General features: G+C 70.4%; 24 protein-coding genes. 7 read left to right on the top strand and 17 right to left on the bottom strand.

Going from position 1 to position 20084, the window contains the following annotated elements:
• Positions 1 to 1128, bottom strand: coding sequence for a CaiB/BaiF CoA transferase family protein (locus R9Z33_RS23500; RefSeq protein ID WP_318649008.1), 1128 nt, complete (start codon positions 1126 to 1128; stop codon positions 1 to 3).
• A 60-nt stretch (positions 1129 to 1188) separates the two neighbouring features.
• Between R9Z33_RS23500 and R9Z33_RS23495 the strand changes: the two genes are divergently transcribed.
• On the top strand, positions 1189 to 2139 hold the full coding sequence (locus R9Z33_RS23495; RefSeq protein ID WP_318649007.1) for a Bug family tripartite tricarboxylate transporter substrate binding protein: 951 nt from the start codon (positions 1189 to 1191) through the stop codon (positions 2137 to 2139).
• A 1-nt stretch (position 2140) separates the two neighbouring features.
• Positions 2141 to 3121: an NADPH:quinone oxidoreductase family protein gene (locus R9Z33_RS23490; protein WP_318651692.1), complete on the top strand. Its 981-nt coding sequence runs from the start codon at positions 2141 to 2143 to the stop codon at positions 3119 to 3121.
• A gap of 40 nt (positions 3122 to 3161) precedes the next feature.
• On the opposite strand, the gene R9Z33_RS23485 is transcribed toward R9Z33_RS23490, so the two are convergent.
• The 6 genes from R9Z33_RS23485 to R9Z33_RS23460 all read right to left on the bottom strand — a co-directional run bounded on the left by R9Z33_RS23485 (position 3162) and on the right by R9Z33_RS23460 (position 7787).
• Positions 3162 to 3287: a hypothetical protein gene (locus R9Z33_RS23485; protein WP_318649006.1), complete on the bottom strand. Its 126-nt coding sequence runs from the start codon at positions 3285 to 3287 to the stop codon at positions 3162 to 3164.
• 31 nt (positions 3288 to 3318) lie between these two features.
• The gene (gene mobA / locus R9Z33_RS23480; RefSeq protein WP_318649005.1) at positions 3319 to 3924 is read right to left on the bottom strand and encodes a molybdenum cofactor guanylyltransferase MobA; all 606 of its coding nucleotides are present in this window, start codon (positions 3922 to 3924) and stop codon (positions 3319 to 3321) included.
• A 78-nt stretch (positions 3925 to 4002) separates the two neighbouring features.
• Positions 4003 to 4983, bottom strand: a complete 981-nt coding sequence (locus R9Z33_RS23475; protein WP_318649004.1) for a Bug family tripartite tricarboxylate transporter substrate binding protein — start codon at positions 4981 to 4983, stop codon at positions 4003 to 4005.
• Positions 4980 to 6320 (bottom strand): LLM class flavin-dependent oxidoreductase, encoded by a 1341-nt coding sequence (locus R9Z33_RS23470; RefSeq protein WP_318649003.1) that lies wholly within the window; start codon positions 6318 to 6320, stop codon positions 4980 to 4982. Before R9Z33_RS23470 ends, R9Z33_RS23475 begins: the two co-directional genes overlap by 4 nt.
• Positions 6321 to 6420: 100 nt before the next feature.
• Positions 6421 to 7311, bottom strand: a complete 891-nt coding sequence (gene fdhD / locus R9Z33_RS23465; protein ID WP_450104017.1) for a formate dehydrogenase accessory sulfurtransferase FdhD — start codon at positions 7309 to 7311, stop codon at positions 6421 to 6423.
• Positions 7312 to 7319: 8 nt separating this feature from the next.
• Entirely contained in the window at positions 7320 to 7787 is a 468-nt protein-coding gene (locus R9Z33_RS23460) for a hypothetical protein (protein ID WP_318649002.1), read from the bottom strand.
• Positions 7788 to 7861: 74 nt separating this feature from the next.
• Between R9Z33_RS23460 and R9Z33_RS23455 the strand changes: the two genes are divergently transcribed.
• Complete coding sequence (locus R9Z33_RS23455) at positions 7862 to 9403, top strand: acetolactate synthase large subunit (protein WP_318649001.1); 1542 nt, start codon at positions 7862 to 7864, stop codon at positions 9401 to 9403.
• Between the two features lie 137 nt (positions 9404 to 9540).
• On the opposite strand, the gene phoB is transcribed toward R9Z33_RS23455, so the two are convergent.
• From phoB to R9Z33_RS23420, 7 genes are all read right to left on the bottom strand, one after another.
• Positions 9541 to 10257: a phosphate regulon transcriptional regulator PhoB gene (gene phoB / locus R9Z33_RS23450; RefSeq protein WP_318649000.1), complete on the bottom strand. Its 717-nt coding sequence runs from the start codon at positions 10255 to 10257 to the stop codon at positions 9541 to 9543.
• Positions 10258 to 10269: 12 nt separating this feature from the next.
• Positions 10270 to 10992 (bottom strand): phosphate signaling complex protein PhoU, encoded by a 723-nt coding sequence (gene phoU, locus R9Z33_RS23445; RefSeq protein WP_318648999.1) that lies wholly within the window; start codon positions 10990 to 10992, stop codon positions 10270 to 10272.
• Positions 10993 to 11003: 11 nt separating this feature from the next.
• Complete coding sequence (pstB, locus tag R9Z33_RS23440; RefSeq protein ID WP_318651690.1) at positions 11004 to 11795, bottom strand: phosphate ABC transporter ATP-binding protein PstB; 792 nt, start codon at positions 11793 to 11795, stop codon at positions 11004 to 11006.
• Positions 11796 to 11860: 65 nt separating this feature from the next.
• Positions 11861 to 12772: a phosphate ABC transporter permease PstA gene (gene pstA, locus R9Z33_RS23435; protein WP_318648998.1), complete on the bottom strand. Its 912-nt coding sequence runs from the start codon at positions 12770 to 12772 to the stop codon at positions 11861 to 11863.
• Positions 12773 to 12776: 4 nt separating this feature from the next.
• Positions 12777 to 13739: a phosphate ABC transporter permease subunit PstC gene (gene pstC, locus R9Z33_RS23430; RefSeq protein ID WP_318648997.1), complete on the bottom strand. Its 963-nt coding sequence runs from the start codon at positions 13737 to 13739 to the stop codon at positions 12777 to 12779.
• A gap of 63 nt (positions 13740 to 13802) precedes the next feature.
• A complete protein-coding gene (gene pstS / locus R9Z33_RS23425) occupies positions 13803 to 14870 on the bottom strand; it encodes a phosphate ABC transporter substrate-binding protein PstS (protein WP_318648996.1) in 1068 nt (355 codons plus the stop codon).
• 144 nt (positions 14871 to 15014) lie between these two features.
• Positions 15015 to 15602, bottom strand: coding sequence for a DUF2336 domain-containing protein (locus R9Z33_RS23420; protein WP_318648995.1), 588 nt, complete (start codon positions 15600 to 15602; stop codon positions 15015 to 15017).
• A 92-nt stretch (positions 15603 to 15694) separates the two neighbouring features.
• Between R9Z33_RS23420 and R9Z33_RS23415 the strand changes: the two genes are divergently transcribed.
• From R9Z33_RS23415 to R9Z33_RS23400, 4 genes are read left to right on the top strand one after another with little or no spacing between them, the layout of a single operon-like run.
• A complete protein-coding gene (locus R9Z33_RS23415) occupies positions 15695 to 15991 on the top strand; it encodes an SH3-like domain-containing protein (protein ID WP_318648994.1) in 297 nt (98 codons plus the stop codon).
• Positions 15992 to 15999: 8 nt separating this feature from the next.
• Positions 16000 to 16299 (top strand): SH3-like domain-containing protein, encoded by a 300-nt coding sequence (locus tag R9Z33_RS23410; RefSeq protein WP_318648993.1) that lies wholly within the window; start codon positions 16000 to 16002, stop codon positions 16297 to 16299.
• On the top strand, positions 16299 to 16907 hold the full coding sequence (locus R9Z33_RS23405; RefSeq protein WP_318648992.1) for a nitrile hydratase subunit alpha: 609 nt from the start codon (positions 16299 to 16301) through the stop codon (positions 16905 to 16907). Before R9Z33_RS23410 ends, R9Z33_RS23405 begins: the two co-directional genes overlap by 1 nt.
• Positions 16904 to 18226, top strand: coding sequence for an MFS transporter (locus R9Z33_RS23400; protein WP_318648991.1), 1323 nt, complete (start codon positions 16904 to 16906; stop codon positions 18224 to 18226). The genes R9Z33_RS23405 and R9Z33_RS23400 overlap by 4 nt, the downstream gene beginning before the upstream one ends.
• On the opposite strand, the gene ureG is transcribed toward R9Z33_RS23400, so the two are convergent.
• The 3 genes from ureG to R9Z33_RS23385 are packed head-to-tail and all read right to left on the bottom strand — an operon-like array spanning position 18227 to position 20083.
• Entirely contained in the window at positions 18227 to 18862 is a 636-nt protein-coding gene (gene ureG / locus R9Z33_RS23395; RefSeq protein WP_318648990.1) for an urease accessory protein UreG, read from the bottom strand.
• A complete protein-coding gene (locus R9Z33_RS23390) occupies positions 18859 to 19560 on the bottom strand; it encodes an urease accessory protein UreF (RefSeq protein WP_450104032.1) in 702 nt (233 codons plus the stop codon). Before R9Z33_RS23390 ends, ureG begins: the two co-directional genes overlap by 4 nt.
• Positions 19523 to 20083, bottom strand: a complete 561-nt coding sequence (locus R9Z33_RS23385) for an urease accessory protein UreE (protein WP_318648988.1) — start codon at positions 20081 to 20083, stop codon at positions 19523 to 19525. The genes R9Z33_RS23390 and R9Z33_RS23385 overlap by 38 nt, the downstream gene beginning before the upstream one ends.
• Position 20084 lies beyond the last annotated feature (1 nt).

The following is a 20084-nucleotide window of genomic DNA, read 5'->3' as shown; positions in this document are numbered from 1 at the left end:
TCAGATCCCCCATTCGGCGAGCAGCGCGTCCGTGTCCTCGCCCAGCGCGGGGGCGGGTTGCTCCCAGGCGCCGAAGCCCGGGATGGCGGGGAAGGGCAGGGCGCCGAGTTCGGGCTGCTGCAGGAGGGGCGCGGCGCCCACCGCCTGGACATGCGGATCCGCCAGGAATTCGAGCGGCGTGTTCACGCGGTCACACAGCAGGCGGGCGCCTTGCAGCAGCGCGACCCATTCGGCGGCGTCGCGCGTCATGAATTCCTCGCGCAGGATGGCGATGAGGGCGGGCTTGTTGGCGAAGCGCGCCTTGAAGTCGGTGAAGCGCGGGTCTTCCAGCAGGTCGGTGCGGCCGATGGTGCGGCAGAGCGTCACCCACTCCTCCTCGCGCACCAGGGCGAACATGATCCAGGCGCCGTCCTTGGTCGGGTAGCTGCCGGCGGGTGTGTTCAGCTCGCCCGGCATGCGGCCGAGCAGGCCGGATTCCGAGATGGGCAGCACCATCAGCGCGGCGGCCGTCTGCATCAGCGAGACATCGAGGTGCCGCCGCCGCCCGGGCCGCCCGGCGGCCGCATCCTGCGCGCGCTCGGCGAGAGCGGCCTGGCAGGCCGCGAAGGCGGAGATGCCGGTGACGACGTCCACCACCAGCGTGCCCGCCTTGTGCGGCACGCCATCGGCGCCGGTGTTGACGGCGACGAGGCCGGAGAAGGCCTGGGCGATGCCATCGGTGCAGGGCCGCTCGCGATAGGGGCCCGTCTGCCCGAAGCCCGAGACCGAGACGCAGACGGCGTCCGCCTTCGCCGCCTCGGGTGCGAGGCCGATGCGGGCGGCGACGCCGGGGCGGAAGGCCTCGATCAGGATATCGGCGCGGGCGGCGAGTTTCGCCACGCGCGCCTGGCCCTCGGGTGTGGCGAGGTCCAGCACCAGGCTGCGCTTGCCGCGGTTGAAGGCGGTGTGCATCACGCTGTGGCTGCCCGCGCGCGAGGTGAGTCCGCGCGACCAGTCGCCCTTGGGCGGCTCCAGCTTGATGACGGTGGCGCCGGCCTGCGCCAGCAGCATGCCGCAATAGGGGCCGGCGATGCCCTGCGCGGCGTCCAGCACGACCAGGCCTTCATAGGGCTTCAAGGGTTGGGACATGGCGTTCCTCTGTGTTGCGCCTATCATCGCCCAAAATCCACGACTGGAAAGGGAGGGCGGATGATCGCGACAAGACGGGCCATGCTGGCCATGCCGGCGCTGGGCGGTGCCATGGCCGCCCAAAGGGTGGCGCAGGCGCAGGAGCGGCCGACGCGCTTCATCGTGCCCTATCCGCCCGGCGGGCCGACCGACCTTGTGGGCCGCGTCGCGTCCGCGGGCATGCAGCCCTCGCTGGTGGAGAACCGGCCTGGGGCGGGGGGCGCCATCGGCGCGGGCGAGGTGTCGCGCGCCGCGCCGGATGGGACGACGCTGCTGGTGAATGCCTCGGCCCATGTCATCGTGCCGCACCTGCAGCGGAACATGCCCTACGACGCGCTGACCGACTTCACGCCGATTTCCGAGATCGTGAAGGTGCCGCTGGTGCTGGTGGTGAATGAGGCGGTGCCGGCGCGCAACGTGGCGGAGCTGATCGCCCTGGCGCGGGCGCAGCCGGGGCGGCTTTCCTATGCTTCCTCCTCGATCGGCGGTGCGCCGCACCTGGCGGGCGAGCTGTTCAAGCTGATGACGCGGACGGACATGGTGCATGTGCCCTATCGCGGCTCCGGCCCGGCGCTGCAGGATCTGCTGGGCGGCACGGTGCAGGTGATGTTCGACAGCCTGGCTTCCTCGGCCGGGCATGTGCGGGCGGGGCGGCTGCGGGCGCTGGCCGTCACCACCCTGGCGCGGCTGCCGGACCATCCGGAACTGCCCATCGTGGCCGAGACGGTGCCGGGCTACGAGATGACCACCTGGTACGGGATGTGGGGCCCGCCGCGCATGGCGCTGGCGGTGGCCACGCGCATCCAGGAATCCGTGGCGCGGATGGCGGCGACGCCCGAGGCGCAGGCGCGGTTCCGCTCGATGGGCGCCGAGCCGGTGGCGAGCACGCCCGAGGCCTTCGGGCGCTTCGTGCGCACGGAATATGAGCGCTTCGGCCGGCTGATCCGCGAGGCGGACATCAAGGGTGAGTGAGATGATGCGTGCGTTGATCTGCGAATCCTGGCGCGATTTCGACGCGCTGGAGGTGAAGGAGGTGCCGCGCCCGCCGATGCGGCCGGGCGCGGTGCGGATCAGGATCGCGGCGGTGGGGGTCTCCTTCGCCGTGCAGCTGGTTGTCGCGGGCAAATACCAGCGCAAGCCGCCGCTTCCCTTCGCGCCGGGGACCGAGGTGGTGGGGACGGTGCTGGAAGGGCCCTTGCCCGTCGGCACGCGGGTCTTTGCCGCGCTGGACTGGGGCGGCTTCGCGGAGGAGGCGGTGGTGGACGCCATCCATGTGGTGCCCATCCCGGACGGGCTGCCGCTGGAGCCCGCCGTGGCCTTTCCGATCAGCTATCCGACCGCCGCCTCGGCGCTGATGTGGCGCGGGCGGGTGCAGGCGGGCGACTGGGTGCTGGTGCATGGCGCGGCGGGCGGCGTGGGGCTCGCGGGTGTCGAGATCCTGAAGGCGCTGGGCGCGCGGGTCATCGCACGGGCCGGGGCGGCGAAGCATGCCATGCTGCACGCCCGCGGCGCGGATGCGGTGCTGGACAGTGATGCGCCCTTCCGGGACGCGGTGCGGGACATCACGGGCGGCGCGGGTGTCGCCTGCGTGCTGGACACGCTGGGCGGCGATGTCTTCGACGAATCGCTCCGCTGCCTGGCCGATGGCGGAACGCTGGTGACGGTGGGCTATGCGGCGGGGCGCATCCCGACGGTGCCGGCGAATATCCTGCTGCTCAAGAACATCGCGGTGGCCGGGCTCAACTGGGGCACCTATCTCGGCTGGTCGCCGGGCGATGGGCGCGATCTGCACGCGGCCCGGGTGCGGGCGCTGTGGGACCAGCTGGTGGCATGGTGGGCCGAAGGGAAGCTCCGGCCCGAGGTGCACGCGGGCTTCCCGCTCGCGCAGTTCCGCGAGGCGATGGCCGAGGTGCGCGGGCGGCGGGCCGTGGGGCGGGTCGTTCTACGCCCCTGACGCGTCAGGCGGGCCGGCGCGGGCCGGCCCGGTTCGGGCCTTAGAGGCGGACGCCCGAGGTGGCGAAGCGCTGCTCGGCCGATTCCTGCACGCGCGTGTCGAGCACGAAGGCGGCGGCGACGGACAGGATGGTGGCGGCGAGGATGCCGGTGATGACGGCCTTCATGTTCTTGTCTCCCGGAAAGCGTCCCTGAGCGTTACGGCGAAACACCCCGGTTGAGCAAGAGCCTCTCTGCCTCCGCCAGTTCCTCGGGGGTATTGGCGTTGAAGAAGGGGTCGAAGGGGGTGGTGGGCCATTCGGCATGGGCGACGCCATGGCGGGCGGTCCAGCGGTCGATCTTCCGCTCGCCTTCGGTGACGGCCTGACGCAGGGCCGCGGCCAGTTCGCGCGGCCAGAGGGCGATGGGCGGGTGGGCGTAGCCGCCCGAGGCGGCGCAGGCCATGGGCGTGCCGGCGGCCTCGCGCGCGGCGTGCAGGCGCGCGACCAGGTCCTCCGGCAGGAAGGGGGAATCGCCGGGCACCGTCACCACCCAGGGCAAGGGCGAGGCCTCCATGGCGGCGAGGATGCCGGCGAGCGGGCCCGGGTGGTCGGGCAGGGTGTCGGGCAGGACGGGCAGGCCATGGGCGGCGAAACGGGCCGGGTCGCCATTGGCGTTGAGCGCCAGCGTCGCACATTGCGGCCCGATGCGGGCGATGACGTGGTCGAGCATCGGCTTGCCGGCGAGGGTGCGGAGGGGCTTGTCCCCCCCGCCCATCCGCCGCGCGAGTCCGCCTGCCAGGATGACGCCATAGGTCTCGTGCATGTGGCGCTTGTCCGGCGGGTATGGCGCCGCGTCAACTGATGGGGTCTGGGGCCCGCGGCCCCAGCCGCCGGAGGCCCTTTATCCTTCGACCCTGACATTCGCCTCGCGTGCGACATTGGCCCATCGCGCGACTTCCGAGGCGACAAAGGCGGTGTATTCGGCGGGGGACATCCGCCCTTCCGGCTGCATCGCCATGCCGCGCAGCAATTCCCGTGCCTCGGGCGTGGCGAGCCAGGCGGCGAGGCTGGCATTGAGGCGCTGGGTGATGGCCGGCGTCATGCCTGCCGGCCCGGAGAAGCCATACCAGGCGCTGGCGACCATCTGCGGGTAGCCCTGCTCGGCCCAGGTGGGCGCATCGGGGAAGGCGGCCATGCGTGCGGGCGCGGCGACGGCAAGGCAGCGGATGCGCCCGGCCTGCATCGGCCCGCTATGCGAGGAGGGGTTGTCCGAGACCAGTTCGAGCTGCCCGGCCAACAGGTCGAGCTGCGCGGGGGCCGAGCCGCGGTAGGAGACGTGCTGCACGGGGATGCCCAGCGTGCGGCCGGCGAGTTCGCCGGTGAGGTGGCCGAGGCTGCCGATCCCGGGCGAGCCGAAATTGACCGGCGTGCCGCGCGCGCGGGCGGAGGCGACGAGGCCCGCCAGGTCCCGGTAGGGGGCATTGGCGCTGGCCAGCAGCACCATGGGCGCGGTGCCGACCAGGCCGATATGGGTGAAGTCGTTCATCGGGTGATAGGGCAGGTCCGGGTAGAGGCCCGGGGCCACGCCATGCGCCGCGCTGCTGGTGACGAGCAGGGTATAGCCATCGCCTGGGGAACGACCGACATGCGCGGTGCCGATGCGCCCGCCCGCCCCGCTGCGCGCATCCACCACGAAGGGCTGGCCGTATTCGCGCTCCATGTGCCGCCCCATGGAGCGGGCGATGGCGTCCAGCGCGCCGCCGGCCGCGAAGGCGATGACGAGGCGCACCGGGCGGTTGGGCCAGCCATCCACGGTTTGCGCCGTGGCGAGGCCGGGCAGGACCAGCGGAGCGGCGAGAAGGGAGCGGCGGGGCAGGGTCATGCGGGGGTCTCCTCGGCGGGGTGGCGGGGGCGCGGCAGGCCGAGATGCGCGCGCAGCGTGGTGCCGGTGTAGTCCTGGCGGAACAGGCCGCGGCGCTGGAGTTCCGGCACCACCTTGTCCACGAAATCCTGCAGCCCGCGCGGCATGACGGGGAAGGTGACCATGAAGCCGTCGCAGGCGCCGGCCTCCATCCACTCCTGCATCAGGTCGGCGATCTGCGCGGGGGTGCCGCAGAGCGTCGCCTTGCTGCGGTTGTAGCGTTGGGCCACCTGGCGGAGCGTGAGCCCCTCGCGGATCAGGCCGGCGATCTCGGCGAAATAGGCCTGGTGGTGGTTGCTGGCGGCGGGGATGCGGGATTCGGGCACGGGTTCGTCCAGCGGCAGGTCGGAGAGGTCGGTCTCCAGGTCCTGGCCGAGGCGCATGACGCCGACGGCGGGGTGCAGCAGCTCCTGGTACTCGCGGTTCAGGGCTTCGGCTTCCGCGACGGTGTCGCCGACGATGACGGTGATGCCGCCCAGGATCTTCAGATGCTCGGGCGCGCGCCCGTATTTCGCCATGCGGCCCTTGAGGTCACTGTAGAAGGCGACGGCGCTCTTGATCGTGGCGGAGGTGCCGAACACGACCTCGGCGGTGGCGGCGGCGAGTTCCTTGCCGGTGTCGGACGCGCCGGCCTGGATGATGACGGGGTGGCCCTGCGGGGCGGGGGCGATGTTCAGCCCGCCATGCACGCGGAAATGCTTGCCCTCATGCTGGACGAGGTGGAATTTCGCGGGGTCGAAGGTCAGCTTTTCCTGGGTGTCATAGACGAAGGCGTCCGGCTCCCAGCTGTTCCAGAGCTTCTTCACCACCTCCACGAATTCCCCCGCGCGCTCGTAGCGCTCGCTGTGCGGGGGGAGCTTGGCGTGGCCGAAGTTGCGCGCGGCGAAGTCATTGGCCGAGGTGACGACATTCCAGGCGGCCCGCCCATGCGAGATGTGGTCGAGCGAGGCGAAGAAGCGCGCCACGTTGTAGGGCTCGCTGAAGCTGGTGGAGACGGTGGCGCCGAGGCCGATGCGCTTCGTGGCGCCCGCCACGGCCGAGAGCAGCGTCAGCGGCTCGAGCTGGTTCATGAAGACGGGCGCGTGGCTCCAGATCCGCATGTCGTCGGTGCGGACGGTGGGCGTGTCGGCGATGAAGAAGAGGTCGAACTTCCCCTGCTCGGCGATCTGCGCGATGCGCTGCCACCAGGCGATGTCGGTGCCGGCATCGGGCTGCGCGCCGGGGGCGAGCCAGGCGGCGAGGTGGTTGCCATTCGGCTGGACGAGGGTGGCGAGGGCCATCTGGCGGGGCGCGGTCATCCGGGGATGATGCGCCCCTCAACCCCGATGAAAAGAGCCTTCGGCCCGCATGGACATTTTTTGAACGGAGCCTCTGCCGGTTTGTTGGGCGGGTGGACCCCTACTCTGCCTCGGCCGAGTTCTTGCGCCAGTGCTTGGCGCTCTCCTCCTCGACGTAGCGGGGGTCGGCGTCGAAGACCATGCGGCCCTCGCCCGCCAGCACGGTGAAGCGCTTGCCCTTGCAGCGGCCGATCAGCGTCAGGTTCGCCTCGCGCGCGAGTTCCACGCCCCAGGCGGTGAAGCCCGAGCGCGAAAGCAGGATGGGAATGCCCATCCGCACCGTCTTGATCACCATCTCCGAGGTGAGGCGCCCGGTCGTGTAGAAGATCTTGTCCGCCCCGGAGACGCCGGCGCGGAACATCCAGCCGGCGATCTTGTCCACCGCGTTGTGGCGGCCGACATCCTCCATGTAGCAGAGCGGCTGGTCGGCCGCCGCCAGCGCGCAGCCATGGATGGCGCCGGCCTCCAGGTAGAGCGAGGGGATCGTGTTGATCCGGTGCAGCAGGCGGTAGAGGTCGCTGGTGCGGAGCTTCACCTCGGTGGAGAGGCGCACGCTCGCGAAGCCCTCCATGAGGTCGCCGAAGGCGGTGCCCTGGGCGCAGCCGGAGGTGAGCGTCTTCTTCTTCAGCTTTTCCTCGAAATCCGTCCGCGCCTCGGTGCGGACGACGACGACGCCGAGGTCGTCATCATAATCCACCGCCGTCAGCCGGTCCTCCGCGCGCAGCATGCCCTGGTTGAGCAGGTAGCCCACGGCCAGGTCCTCCGGGCGGTCGAGGATCGTCATCATGGTCACGATCTCCTGCCCGTTCAGATAGAGCGTGAGGGGGCGTTCCATGGTGACGCTGGTCTCCACCTCGGCGCCGGTATGGTCGAGGCCGGTGACGCGGCGGGTCAGTCGGGGGTCGGCGGGGTCCGGGCGGACCTGGAGGTCGGGCGTGTCCATGACCGCCATATGGCGGTTCAGCCGCGCACCGCGAAGGGGCGCAGGAGGAAGACGACGCCGAAGCCGAAGGCGCCATTGAGCACCGCGGCCCGGATCAGGGCCGGTTCGTTCGCGCTGTTCAGGATGGGGAGGCCGATCAGGCCGGGCAGGCCGGTGGTCTCCACCGCCGTGATGGCGAGGGCGCCGAAGACGAGGCCGAGCGGCAGGTCGAAATTCTCGGCGCGGGTGACGCGCACCAGCCCCGCGATGATGATGCCCCAGACGCCGCCCCAGAGGCCCTGCATGGCCAGCAGGGGCAGGCCGAAGGGCGGGGCCGGGCGGAGGTCGAAGGCCATGGGGAAGCGGCCGACGGCATCGGTCAGCATGGGCAGCTTGTGCGCGTGGTGGTGCAGGACATGCAGGAAGGCCTGGTGGAAGGCCATCATGGCGAGCGCGCCCACGATGAAGCCGATGAACCAGATCTTGCTGCCCGTGGACTTCGACATCGCGACCCCCGTCTTGCCCGGAATGCTTCTGTGGCCCAGGCTGTCTGCCACGTCCAGTCCTTGGGAGAATTCGCGTGAACGGTGCCGAAAGCCTTGTGCATAGCCTGCTGAAGAGCGGCGTGGAGGTCTGCTTCTCCAACCCCGGCACGAGCGAGATGCATTTCGTGGCGGCACTCGACCGCATCCCCGGCATGCGCTGCGTGCTGGGTTTGCAGGAGAATGTCGTGACCGGCGCCGCGGATGGCTATTGGCGCATGACGGGCAAGCCCGCGGTGACGCTGCTGCATTGCGGCCCGGGCCTGGCCAATGGCCTCTCCAACCTGCACAACGCCCGGCGCGCGCGCTCGGGCATCGTGAACTGCGTGGGCGACCAGGCGACCTATCACCGCCCCTTCGACGCGCCGCTGACCGCCGATACCGAGGGCTTCGCCCGCGGCGTCTCGCAATGGGTGCGGACCAGCACCAAGGCCCAGGACGTGGGCGCCGACGCGGCCAGCGCAGTGCAGGCCGCCCGCACCTCGCCCGGGCAGATCGCCACCATGATCCTGCCCTCCGACACCTGCTGGGATGACGGCGGCGTGGTGGCGGACGCCCTGCCCGTGCCCGCCGTGCCGCAGGCCGAGATGCACGCCATCCGCAATGCAGCGCGCGTGCTGCGCGAGAAGAAGAACGTGCTGGTCCTGCTGGGCGGCACCATGGGCACGAGCGAGGCCGCGCAGGTCGAGGCCAACCGCATCGCGCAGGCGACCGGCGCGCATCTGCTGGCCGAGACCTCCAACGCCAAGTTCCAGCGCGGCCGCGGCCGCCTCCAGCTCGAGCGGGTGCCCTATCCGGCGGACCAGGCGATCGCGCGGCTGAAGGATTACGAGCACATCATCCTGGTCGGCTCCAAGGCGCCCATCGGCTTCTTCGCCTACCCGAACATGCCCTCCCGCCACCATCCGGAGCATGCGACGATCACGGTGCTGACGCGGCCCGAGCAGGATGCGGTGACCGCCCTGGCCGCGCTCGCCGAGGAGCTGAATGCGCCCAAGGTCGCCATGCCGGATGCCGGCCCGCGGCCCGAGGCCGAGCGCGGCGCGCCGACGCCCGAGGGGCTGGCGCGCACCGTGGCGGCGCTGATGCCGGAAGGCGCCATCATCGTGGATGAGGCGGTGAGCTACGGCCGCGGCTTCTTCCCGCACACCCATGCGGCACCCGCGCATGACTGGCTGCAGATCACGGGCGGCGCCATCGGCTGCGGCGTGCCGCTGGCCACGGGGGCGGCGATCGGCGGGGCTGGGCGGCGCGTCATCGCGCTGCAGGCGGATGGCTCGGCCATGTACACGGTGCAGGGGCTCTGGACCCAGGCGCGCGAGCGGCTGCCGGTGACGACGATCATCCTCTCCAACCGCAAGTACCAGATCCTGATCGGCGAATACCGCAATGTGGGCGCCAATCCGGGCCCGACGGCGATGAACATGCTGGACCTCGGCAACCCCGATATCGGCTGGGTGAAGCTGGCGGAATCCATGGGCGTGGAGGCGGCGCAGGCCACCACGCTGGATCAGGTGGCCGACCTGATGGCGCAGAGCTTCGCGCGCCCCGGGCCCTTCCTGATTGAACTGGTGATCTGATTTTCTGCCCTCAAAAGCCGGGCGCGCGCTCCGCGCGCTTGGTTTCGGAAAGCTGAAGCTTTCCGCCGGCCGCACGTGCGGCCGGATCCTCGGGAGCTACGGCTGGGCTGCGATGGAGGCGCTTGCCGGCGGGCGGGTCAGCCGCCGTCGGCGTCCAGCGCGTAGCCGGCCGAACGGACGGTGCGGATCAGGTCCACCTCGCCCTCATCGTTGATCGCCTTGCGGAGGCGGCGGATGTGCACGTCCACCGTGCGCAGCTCCACATGGATGTCGCGGCCCCAGACGGCGTCCAGAAGCTGCTCGCGCGTGAAGACGCGGCGCGGGTGGGAGAGGAAGAATTCCAGCAGCCGGTATTCGGTGGGCCCCAGGTGCAGCGGGCGCCCATTGCGGGTGACCCGGTGCGCGTCCTGGTCCATCGCCAGGTCGTGATAGGAGATGCTGCCCTTGGCCGGCACGGCGGCCGAGCGGCGCAGCAGGGCGCGGATGCGGGCCAGCAGCGCCTCCACCGCGAAGGGCTTGGCGATGTAGTCATCGGCGCCCGTGTCCAGCGCGCGCACCGCGTCCTGGTCCTCGGTGCGGGCGGTGACCATGATCACCGGCAGGTCACGCGTGGCGGGGCGGCGGCGGATCTGGCGGCAGACCTCGATGCCGGACATGGCGGGCAGCATCCAGTCGAGCAGGACGAGGTCGGGCTTGGCTTCCGCGATGCGGATCAGCGCCTCCTGCCCGTCCGTCGCCTCCTCCACATGGAAGCCCTGGCGCTCGAGGTTGTAGCGCAGCAGGGCGAGCAGGGCGGCCTCATCCTCGACGACGAGGATGGTGGGCTTGGCCCCGCCATGGAAGCCTTCGGGCATGGCGCGCACTCCTTAAGCCGGGGGCTGGACCACCGCCGAGGTGGAGACATCCGCCTTGGGGCGTTCCTCCGTCAGCGGCGTGCCGAGCACGGCGAAATGCACGCGCTCGGCGATGTTGGTGGCGTGGTCGCCGATGCGCTCCATGTTCTTCGCGATGAAGAGCAGGTGCGTGGCGGCGGTGATGTTCCGCGGATCTTCCATCATGAAGGTCAGCATCTCGCGGAAGATGCCGTTGTAGATGCCGTCAATGGGCTCGTCATTCGCCCAGACCGCGTCGGCCTGGGCGTGGTCCTCCTCGACCAGGGCGTCGATCGCGCCCTTGAGGTTTTCCTGCACCAGCTCGGCCATCCGCTCGAAGCCGTTGAGGCTGCCGAGGAGCGGCTGCTGCGAGACGACGATGGCGCGCTTGGCACCGTTGCGCGCGTAGTCGCCGATGCGCTCCAGGTCCTGGCTGATCTTCATGCAGGCGATGATGAGGCGAAGGTCCTGCGCCATGGGCTGGCGCAGCGCGAGGAGGCGGACGCAGAACTGCTCCACCTCGCGCTCCATGTCGTCCAGCAGCTTGTCGCGGGCGACGACCTCGGCGGCGAGCTTGTTGTCGCGGCGGATCAGCGCATCGGCCGCATCCGCCACCTGGCGCTCGGCCAGGCCGCCCATGCGGGCGATCATCTCGCGCAGGCGCTTGAGGTCTTCCTCGTAGGATTTCACGATGTGCGAGGGGGAACCGTTGGGCATCGTCGTGCTCCTCAGCCGAACCGGCCGGTGATGTATTCCTGGGTCTTGCGCTGCTTCGGCGCCGTGAACATCTCGGCCGCCGGCGCCACCTCGATCAGCTCGCCCAGGTAGAAGAAGGCCACCTGGTCCGCGCAGCGCGCCGCCTGCTGCATGTTGTGCGTGACGATGGCGATGGTGAAGTCGCGCTTCAGCTCGTCGATCAGCTCCTCGATCTTCAGCGTGGAGATCGGATCGAGCGCGCTGGTCGGCTCGTCGAAGAGGATGACCTCGGGGCGGACGGCGATGGTGCGCGCGATGCAGAGGCGCTGCTGCTGCCCGCCCGAGAGGCCCATGGCATTGGCCTGCAGCCGGTCCTTCACCTCGCCCCAGATGGCCGCGCGGGTCAGCGCCCATTCGACGCGCTGGTCCATCTCGGCCTTGGAGAGCTTCTCGTGCAGGCGCACGCCGAAGGCGATGTTCTCGTAGATGGTCATCGGGAAGGGCGTGGGCTTCTGGAAGACCATGCCGACCTTGGAGCGCAGCTCGTTGATGTCCACGGAGGGATCGATCAGGTTCTGGCCGTCCATCATCACCTCGCCCTCGGCGCGCTGGCCGGGGTAGAGGCTGTACATGCGGTTCATCACGCGCAGCAGCGTGGACTTGCCGCAGCCCGAGGGGCCGATCATCCCGGTCACCTGGCGGTTCGGGAAGTTCAGGTTGATGCCCTTCAGCGCCTTGGGCAGCGTCGGGCCGTAGAAGAAGTCGAGGTTGCGGATGCTGATGCGGTTGTCGGTGCTGATCACCGCATCCGAGCGCGCCTGCATGCCGCCGAAGCCGGCCTGGGTGTCGATGTTGGTCTGGGTGTCGGAGTTCATGGCCATGCCTTCGTTCAGATGCGCTTGCGCAGCAGGGTGCGCGCGATGATGTTCACCAGGAGGACGCCGACGGTGATCATCAGCGCACCGGCCCAGGCGATCTGGATCAGGTCGGGGAAGCCGGAATTGGCCTGCTGGTAGATCGCCACCGGCAGGCTGGCCATCGCCTTCGTCAGGTCCCAGTTCACCACGTTGTTGCCGAAGCTGGTCAGCAGCAGCGGCGCCGTCTCGCCGGCGATGCGCGCGAAGGCGAGCAGGATGCCGGTCACCATGCCGGACAACGCGGCGCGGTAGGCGACCAGCGTGATCATCTTCCACTTGGGCGCGCCGAGTGCCACCACCGCCTCGCGCAGGGTGTTGGGGATCAGCGTCAGCATGTCCTCGGTCGTGCGCACCACCACCGGGATGACGATGATGGAGAGCGCGAGCCCGCCCGCGAGGCCCGAGAAGCCGCCCATCGGCAGCACCACGATCTGGTAGATGAAGAGGCCGACCAGGATCGAAGGTGCGGAGAGCAGCACGTCCGAGACGAAGCGCACCGCATTGCCCAGCGCCGTCTGCCGCGCATATTCCGAGAGGTAGGTGCCGACCAGGATGCCGATGGGCGTGCCCACCGCCACGCCGATGCCGGCCTGCACGAAGCTGCCCAGGATGGCGTGCAGCAGGCCGCCCTTCTCGGCATCCGGGTCACCATAGGTGGTCGGCCGGAAATCCGTGATGAAGACGGTGAGATCGATCGCCGCCGCCCCACGCCAGACCAGCGTGATCAGGATGGAGGCGAGGAAGAAGATGCCGACCGCGGTCGCGGCCAGGCAGAACAGGCGGATGCCCTGGTCCACCAGACGGCGGCGGCGCCCACGGGCGCGGCGCGCGCGCTCATCCCGCGGGCGCATGGCGATGGCGTGAAGGTCGGTCGTGGCGCTCATGGCCTCAGCCTTTCAGCCGCGAGCGCAGCAGGTAGCGCGACGAGGCGAGCACGATGAAGGAGATGAGGAACAGCAGGAAGCCCAGCGCGAAGAGCGAGGATTGCTGCAGGCCGCCCGCCAGGCTCTCCGGGAACTCCATCGCGATGACCGAGGCGATCGTGGTCGTCGGGTCGAAGAAGGATGTCGCGATGCGGTTCGCATTGCCGATGACGAAGGTCACCGCCATCGTCTCGCCGAGCGCGCGGCCCAGGCCGAGCATGATGCCGCCCACCACCGAGATCCGGGTGTAGGGGATGACCACGCCGCTCATCACCTCCCAGCGCGTGGCGCCCAGGCCGTAGGCGCTTTCCTTGTAGACCGGCGGCACCTGCTCGAACACGTCGCGCATGGTGGCGGCGATGAAGGGCAGGATCATGATGGCGAGCACGAGTGAGGCGGCGAAGATGGAGGTGCCGGCGAAGTTCGTGCTTTGGAAGAGGAAGCCGACCAGCGGCAATTCGCTCAGCGTCTCACCGAAGGGCAGCTGGATGTTGCGCTGCACGAAGGGCACCAGCACGAAGAGGCCCCACATGCCGAAGATGATCGAGGGCACGGCGGCCAGCAGCTCGATCGCGGTGCCCATCGGCCGGCGCAGCCAGGGGGGCGAGAGCTCGGTCAGGAAGAAGGCGATGCCGAAGGCCAGCGGCACGGCGAGGATGATGGCGAGGATCGAGGACATCACGGTGCCGACGATGGCGACCGCGCCGCCGAATTGCTCACGCCCCTCCACCGGGTCCCAGCGGGTGCTGATGAGGAAGTCGAGGCCGAATTGCCGGAAGGCCGGCAGGCCGCCGATGAAGAGGGTGACGATGATGCCGCCCAGCAGCAGCAGGACGAAGACGCCCGCGCCCCGGCACAACCATTCGAAGACGAGATCGCCGATGGAGCCGGAGCTCCGGCGTGCCGGGGCGGGGGGCGATGGCTGCACGGAAGGAAACCTTGGAAAGAGACGGGCGCCGGCCGGGCCCGAGCCCGGCCGGCGGGTGATGGCTCAGGCCGCGGCCCCAGTCCAGACCGCCGCACCGGACGGGTCGCGCACCTGGCGCGCCCAGGCGGCGCGGATCAGGTCATGCGCCGCGGTCGGCAGGGCGATGTATTCCAGGCGGCGGGCGATGTCGCCGCCATTGCGGAAGGCCCAGTCGAAGAAGCGCATGGTGTTGCGGCTGGCCGCCACCTTGTCGGCCGGCGGGTCGATCGGCAGCAGGATGTAGGTCGGGCTGGTGATCGGCCAGGCGGCCGGATCGGCCAGGTCGATCGTGTCGGCGGCGAAGTTCGGCACGGTCCAGTCGGCGGCGGCGGCGGCGGCCAGGAAGGCCGGCATTTCCGGCGCGAGGAAACGGCCACCCTTGTTGCGGAGCTGCGTCGTCGTCATGCGGTTCACGACGGCGTAGGCATTCTCGATGTAGCCGATGGCGCCCGGCGTGTTGCGGATGATGTTGGACACGCCCTCATTGCCGCGCGCGCCGTTGCCGGCGGGCCAGCTGATCGCCGTGCCCGCACCCGGACCCGTGCGCCAGGCATCCGACACGCGGGAGAGATAGGTGGTGAAGACCCAGGTCGTGCCCGAGCCATCGGCGCGGTAGCAGGGGGAGACGGGCAGGTTCGGCAGGCGGATGTCGCGGTTCAGCTCGACCAGGCGGGGGTCGTTCCAGCGGGCCACGCGGCCCATGAAGATGTCCACGATGATCTCGGGCGTCAGGCGCAGCGCATTGTCGGCCACGCCGGGCAGGTTGGCGCTGAGCACCACCGAGCCGAGCACGGAGGGGAACTGCATCAGCTTGCGCTCCGTCAGCTGCGCCGTGCTGAGCGGCGCGTCGGAGGCGCCGAAATCCACGGTGCGGGCCGTGATCTGGTTGATGCCGCCGCCCGAGCCGATGGACTGGTAGTTCAGCGTGACGCCCAGCGGCTCGCGCGCGGCCTGCGACCAGCGCTCATAGAGCGGGCGCGGGAAGGTGGCGCCGGCGCCGGTGATCGTCGCGGCCTGGGCGAAGGCCTCGCGCGCCAGGAAGGGGGTGGCGGCAGCGCCGGCGGTCAGGGCGAGAAGGGAGCGACGGTTCACGGTGATCTCCATGTTGGTCCGCCCGGGCAGGGGAGGGGCGGTGGGTGGCGCAGCGGATAGGCGCCCCGGGAGACCAGCGTGTTTCAGATTTGTGAAGCTTCCATGACACCGACCTTTGCCGCCGGTTGTCCATGCCGTGTCAGTTCATTCGCGCGGCAGCCGGGCGGTCGGGTTGCGGCGCAGCGCGGCCATCGCCGCCGTGTCGCCGGTTTGCAGGATGGCGCGCGCCACGCGCTCCGTCAGGTTCAGCCGCCGGGCCACGGATTGCCGTGCCTCCGCGACCGGCGGGCGGCGCACCAGCTCGATCAGGTCTGGCTCGGTCAGGACGCGGGAGAGGCGGATGAGTGGCTCGCTCACGCCCGGCTCGGGGTCCCGTGCCAGGGCCAGCACCAGGTCATGCGGGGCGTCGGGCAGGTCGGTCAGGGTGTCGGCCACGGCGTGGCGCACCTGGGGCGCGCTGTCCTCCGCCAGGCGGCGCAGCCTTGCCCAGCCCATCCCCGCCAGCTCCGCCGCATGCACGGCGAGCTTGCGGGCCAGCCGCGCGCGGATTTCCGCCACCGGATCGCGCGCCAGGATCGCATCGGCCAGCCGCGGCGCATGCGGGTTGGCGGCGACGGCGAGGCGCACCGGTGGCGCCTCGTCGGCCGCGAGCAGCAGCAACGGCGCATCGGCGCGGGTGGCGAGGGCCAGGCGCTCGGACAGCGCCCCGGCCGAGGGGAAGCGAAGGGCCATGGCGAAACCATGCCATCGCCACCTTGCGAAGCGGTGAAGATACGGCGCCACACCCGTTGCGAGGGCGCGGCCGGCGGGCGTAGGCTCACGCCATGGACACGCCCGAACCCGCTCCCGCCCAGCATGACCTGGGCGGCAATCCCCGCTTCCGCTGCACCCCGGTCGAGCCGGATGACGACGCGCCGCCGGATGATTTCGGCAAGCGCGTGGACGCGCTGCGCGCCGTGCTGCGCGAGAAGGGCCTGCTGACCACGGATGAGCAGCGCCTGAACATCGAAAGCCTGCCCGAAGCGGAGTATTTCGGCCTGACCTATTACGAGAAGTGGCTGCGGGCGATTGCCGCCGTCATGCTCGCCAAGGGCGCGGCCAGCTGGGAGGAATTGCAGTGAGCACCGGCGTGGGTGAAACCGCTGCCGCCCGCTTCAAGCCGGGCCAGCGCGTGCGGGTGAAGGATGCGCGGCCCGAGCGCATCGCGCGGCTGCACCTGCGCACGCCGCACTATGTGCGCGGCCGCATGGGCACGGTGGCGCGGGCGCTGGGCACCTTCCCCAACCCCGAGGACATCGCCTTCAACCGCCCGGCCACGCCGCGCGTGCTCTATCATGTGCTGTTCGACCAGCCGCCCGTCTGGAACGAGGGCGAGGCGGGGGACACGCTGCTGATCGAATTGTTTGAACATTGGCTGGAGGAAGCGTGATGGCCGGCTACCAACCCCGCCCGGAGAGCGTTGCCCTCCTCGAGAAGCTCGTCGCCGCGCTGAAGTCGCGCGGCATCGTCACCGAGGAGGAGATCGCGCAGCGCCGGACCATCGCCGAGCGCGCGAACCCCGAGACCGGCGCCCGCATGGTGGCCCGCGCCTGGGTGGACCCGGAATGGCGCGCCTTCCTGCTGCGCGACGGCACGGCCGCGGCCGAGGCCATGGGCGTCTCCATGAAGGGCAACCCGCCGCTCGGCGTGCTGGAAGACACCGAGAGCGTGCATCACCTCGTCGTCTGCACGCTGTGTTCCTGCTATCCGCGCGCCGTGATCGGCTATCCGCCGCATTGGTACAAATCCTCCGCCTATCGCTCGCGCGCGGTGCGTGAGCCGCGCGCCGTGCTGGCCGAATTCGGCACGGTGCTGCCGGCGGGCGTGCAGGTGCGCGTGGTGGACAGCACAGCGGATTTCCGCTGGATGGTGCTGCCCCTGCGCCCGCCCGGCACCGAGGGCTGGAGCGAGGATGAGCTGACCGCCATCGTCTCGCGCGACCATCTGGTGGGCGTCTCCCTCCCGCAGGCGACGCGGAAGGTCTCGCACGCGGCGTGACGCCCGAGTCGGAGGCAGACGGCCTCCCGGAGCCCAGACGCACCCGCGCCGCCGCCTGCATCGCGGCCGGGATCGCGCTCACCGTGCTCGATGCCGCGATGGTCAACATCGCGCTGCCCTCGGCGGCGCGGGATCTCGGCCTGACGCCGGCGGAATCGGTCTGGGTGGTGAATGCCTACCAGATCACCGTCGTCGGCACGCTCATCCCCTTTGCGGCGCTGGGCGAGATCGCGGGGTTCAAGCGCGTCTGGAATGCCGGGCTGGCGCTGTTCCTGCTGGCGGCCCTGTGCTCCGCCCTGGCGCCGAGCTTCGAGACGCTGCTGGCCGCGCGCATCGCCCAGGGCCTGGGCGGTGCGGCTGTGATGAGCCTGATGTCGGGCCTGGTCCGCCACACCTATCCCATCGCGCAGCTTGGCCGCGCCATCGGCTTCAATGCCATGGTGGTGGCGCTCTGCTCGGCCACCGGGCCCTCGCTCGGCGCGGCGGTGCTGGCGGTGGCGGAATGGCCGGCGGTGTTTCTCGTGCACCTGCCCGTGGGGCTCGCCGCCCTGATCTTCGGCGCGAAGGTGCTGCCCGACGTGCCGCGCCAGGCGCGCGCCTTCGACCTCGGCGCGGCCGCGATGAACGTGGCGGCCTTCGGCCTGGTCTTCCTGGGCCTGGACCTCATCCTGCACTGGCCGGTGCTGGGCCTGGTGGCGCTGGCGCTCGGCCTCTTCGTCGGCGGGCTGCTGATCCGGCGGGAGATGGCGCGCTCCGTGCCGCTGCTGCCGCTGGACCTGCTCCGCATCCGCACCGTGCGCTTCGCCATCGGTGCCTCCATCTGCATGTTCGCCGCCCATATGGTGACGGTCATCTCCATGCCCTTCCACCTCTCGACCGCCGGATTCACGCCGGTGCAGATCGGGCTGATCATCACGCCCTATCCCCTCGCTGTCGGGCTGCTGGCCCCCATCGCGGGGCGCTTGGCCGACCGCACCGCCTCGGCCCTGCCGGTCGCGGCGGGGGGCGGCGTGCTGGCGTTGGCGCTGCTGTTGCTCGGCAGCATCCCCGCCAGCCTCTGGGTCTGCCTGGGACTGCTGCTGGCGGGCATCGGCTTCGGTTGCTTCCAGGCGCCGAACAACCGCGCGATCCTCTCCAGCGCGCCCCGTCACCGGGCCGGCAGCGCGGGCGGCATGCAGGCGACGGCGCGCGTGTTGGGGCAGAGCCTGGGCGCGACCACGGCGGCGGCCTGCTTCACCCTGGCGGGGCCGTGGATGGGGTTCTATTGCGGGGCGGTGCTGGCGGTGATGGCGGGCGTGCTGAGCCTGGCCCGCCGCTGATCAGGCGGGGACCAGCCGCGACTCCCGAGTGGCCAGACCGCCCTGCTCCAGGATGAAGTCGGCGATCTCGGTCACGCCCTTGTCGATCTTCAGGTTGCTGAAGATGAAGGGGCGCTGGCCGCGCATGCGGCGCGCGTCGCGGTCCATCACGGAGAGGTCCGCGCCCACCAGCGGCGCCAGGTCGATCTTGTTGATCACCAGGATGTCCGAGCGGGTGATGCCGGGGCCGCCCTTGCGGGGAATCTTGTCGCCCGCGCTCACGTCGATCACGTAGATGGTGAGGTCCGCCAGCTCGGGGCTGAAGGTCGCGGCCAGGTTGTCGCCGCCGCTCTCGATGAAGAGGACTTCCAGATTGGGGAAGCGCGCAGACATGTCGTCCACCGCGGCCAGGTTGATCGAGGCATCCTCGCGGATCGCGGTGTGCGGGCAGCCGCCGGTCTCGACACCCATGATGCGTTCGGCGTCCAGGGCGCCGGCGCGGGTCAGGAACTCGGCATCTTCCTTGGTGTAGATGTCATTGGTGATGGCCGCGATGTCGTGCGTCTGCCGCAGCAGGCGGCAGAGCCGCTCGACCAGCGCCGTCTTGCCCGAACCGACAGGGCCGCCGACGCCGACGCGGAAGGGTCCATTGCTCATGAGCGGAACAACCTCGTGTATTGGGTTTCGTGGCGCATGGAGAGCATGTCGAGCAGCGGCGCGGCCGTGCCCAGCTCCTCCAGCGGTGTCGTCAGCGCCGCATCGGCGCATTCGGAGATGATGGGCTGCAACGCCGCGGTGGCGATCTGCCCATCGGTCTGGCCGAGCGGGATGAGGCGCACGCCGGCCGAGACGAGGTTGGCGCAGAAGCCCTGCAGGAAGGCGAAGAGGGCGGGGCGCAGCGGAATGCCGGCCATGCCCGCCGCCGCGCCGAAGGCGACGGCATGCGAAAGCCGCCCGCGATGCCGCGCGGCGAAGGCCGCGAAGCGCGCATCGGGCCAGCAGGACACGGTCACGCTGGCGAAGCTGCCACCCTGCTGCGTGGATTCGAGGGCCGTCTCCGCCGTGCCGCGCCAGGCGAAGGCGAGTTCGGCGATCTCATCCAGGACTTCCTCATCCGGCGCGCGATGCGCTTCGGCGAAGAGCACCGCATCCACCCGCCCCGCGCCCTGGCGCAGCACGGAGGCGATATAGGCGACGAGGTCGGCCTGCTTCTTCAGCCGGCCTTCCTCCACCGCCATCTCGATGCCGTGGCTGTAGCTGAAGCCGCCCACCGGATAGGCGGGCGAGGTCCAGGCCATCAGGCGGAAGAGATCGGCGTCAGTCACCGTGGTGATGGTGATGGTTCCCGTCGCCATGATGGTGGTCGTGCTCATGGCCGTGGTCGTGGCCGTGGTGGTGCCCATGGTGGTGCCCATGGTGGTGCTGGTGGGAGGAGCGGTTGTGCTCGCCATAGGCGCCGCCCTCCGGGTTGAAGGGCGCGCGCACCTTCTGGATATGGGCGCCGAGGCCGCGCAGCATCTGCTCGATCACGTGATCTTCGCGGATCAGGATGCGCTGTTCCTGCAATTCGGCGGGCAGATGCCGGTTGCCGAGATGCCAGGCGAGGCGGATCATCTCCGCCGCGTTATGCGCGCGGATCTCCACCAACGGTTCCTCGGCGGCGCGGACCAGGATGACGCGGCCATCATCGAGGATCAGCCCGTCGCCCTCGCGCAGCACCTGCGCCTCGGCCAGGTCCAGCACGAAGGGGATGCCGCCGGCCGTCTCGTAACGCTTGCGGCGCCGGAAGCGGTCATCGAAGTCGAGCCTCACCTCGGCATCGGCGGTGAAGCTGCCGGGGGCTGCCACGCGCGTGGCGCGGGGGAGGATGTCGTGCATC

Source organism: Sediminicoccus rosea (genome assembly GCF_033547095.1).
In the GTDB taxonomy this organism is placed as follows: domain Bacteria; phylum Pseudomonadota; class Alphaproteobacteria; order Acetobacterales; family Acetobacteraceae; genus Roseococcus; species Roseococcus rosea.
The sequence above is the reverse complement of the archived record's forward strand: the minus strand, read 5'-3'. Positions and strand labels throughout refer to the sequence as shown.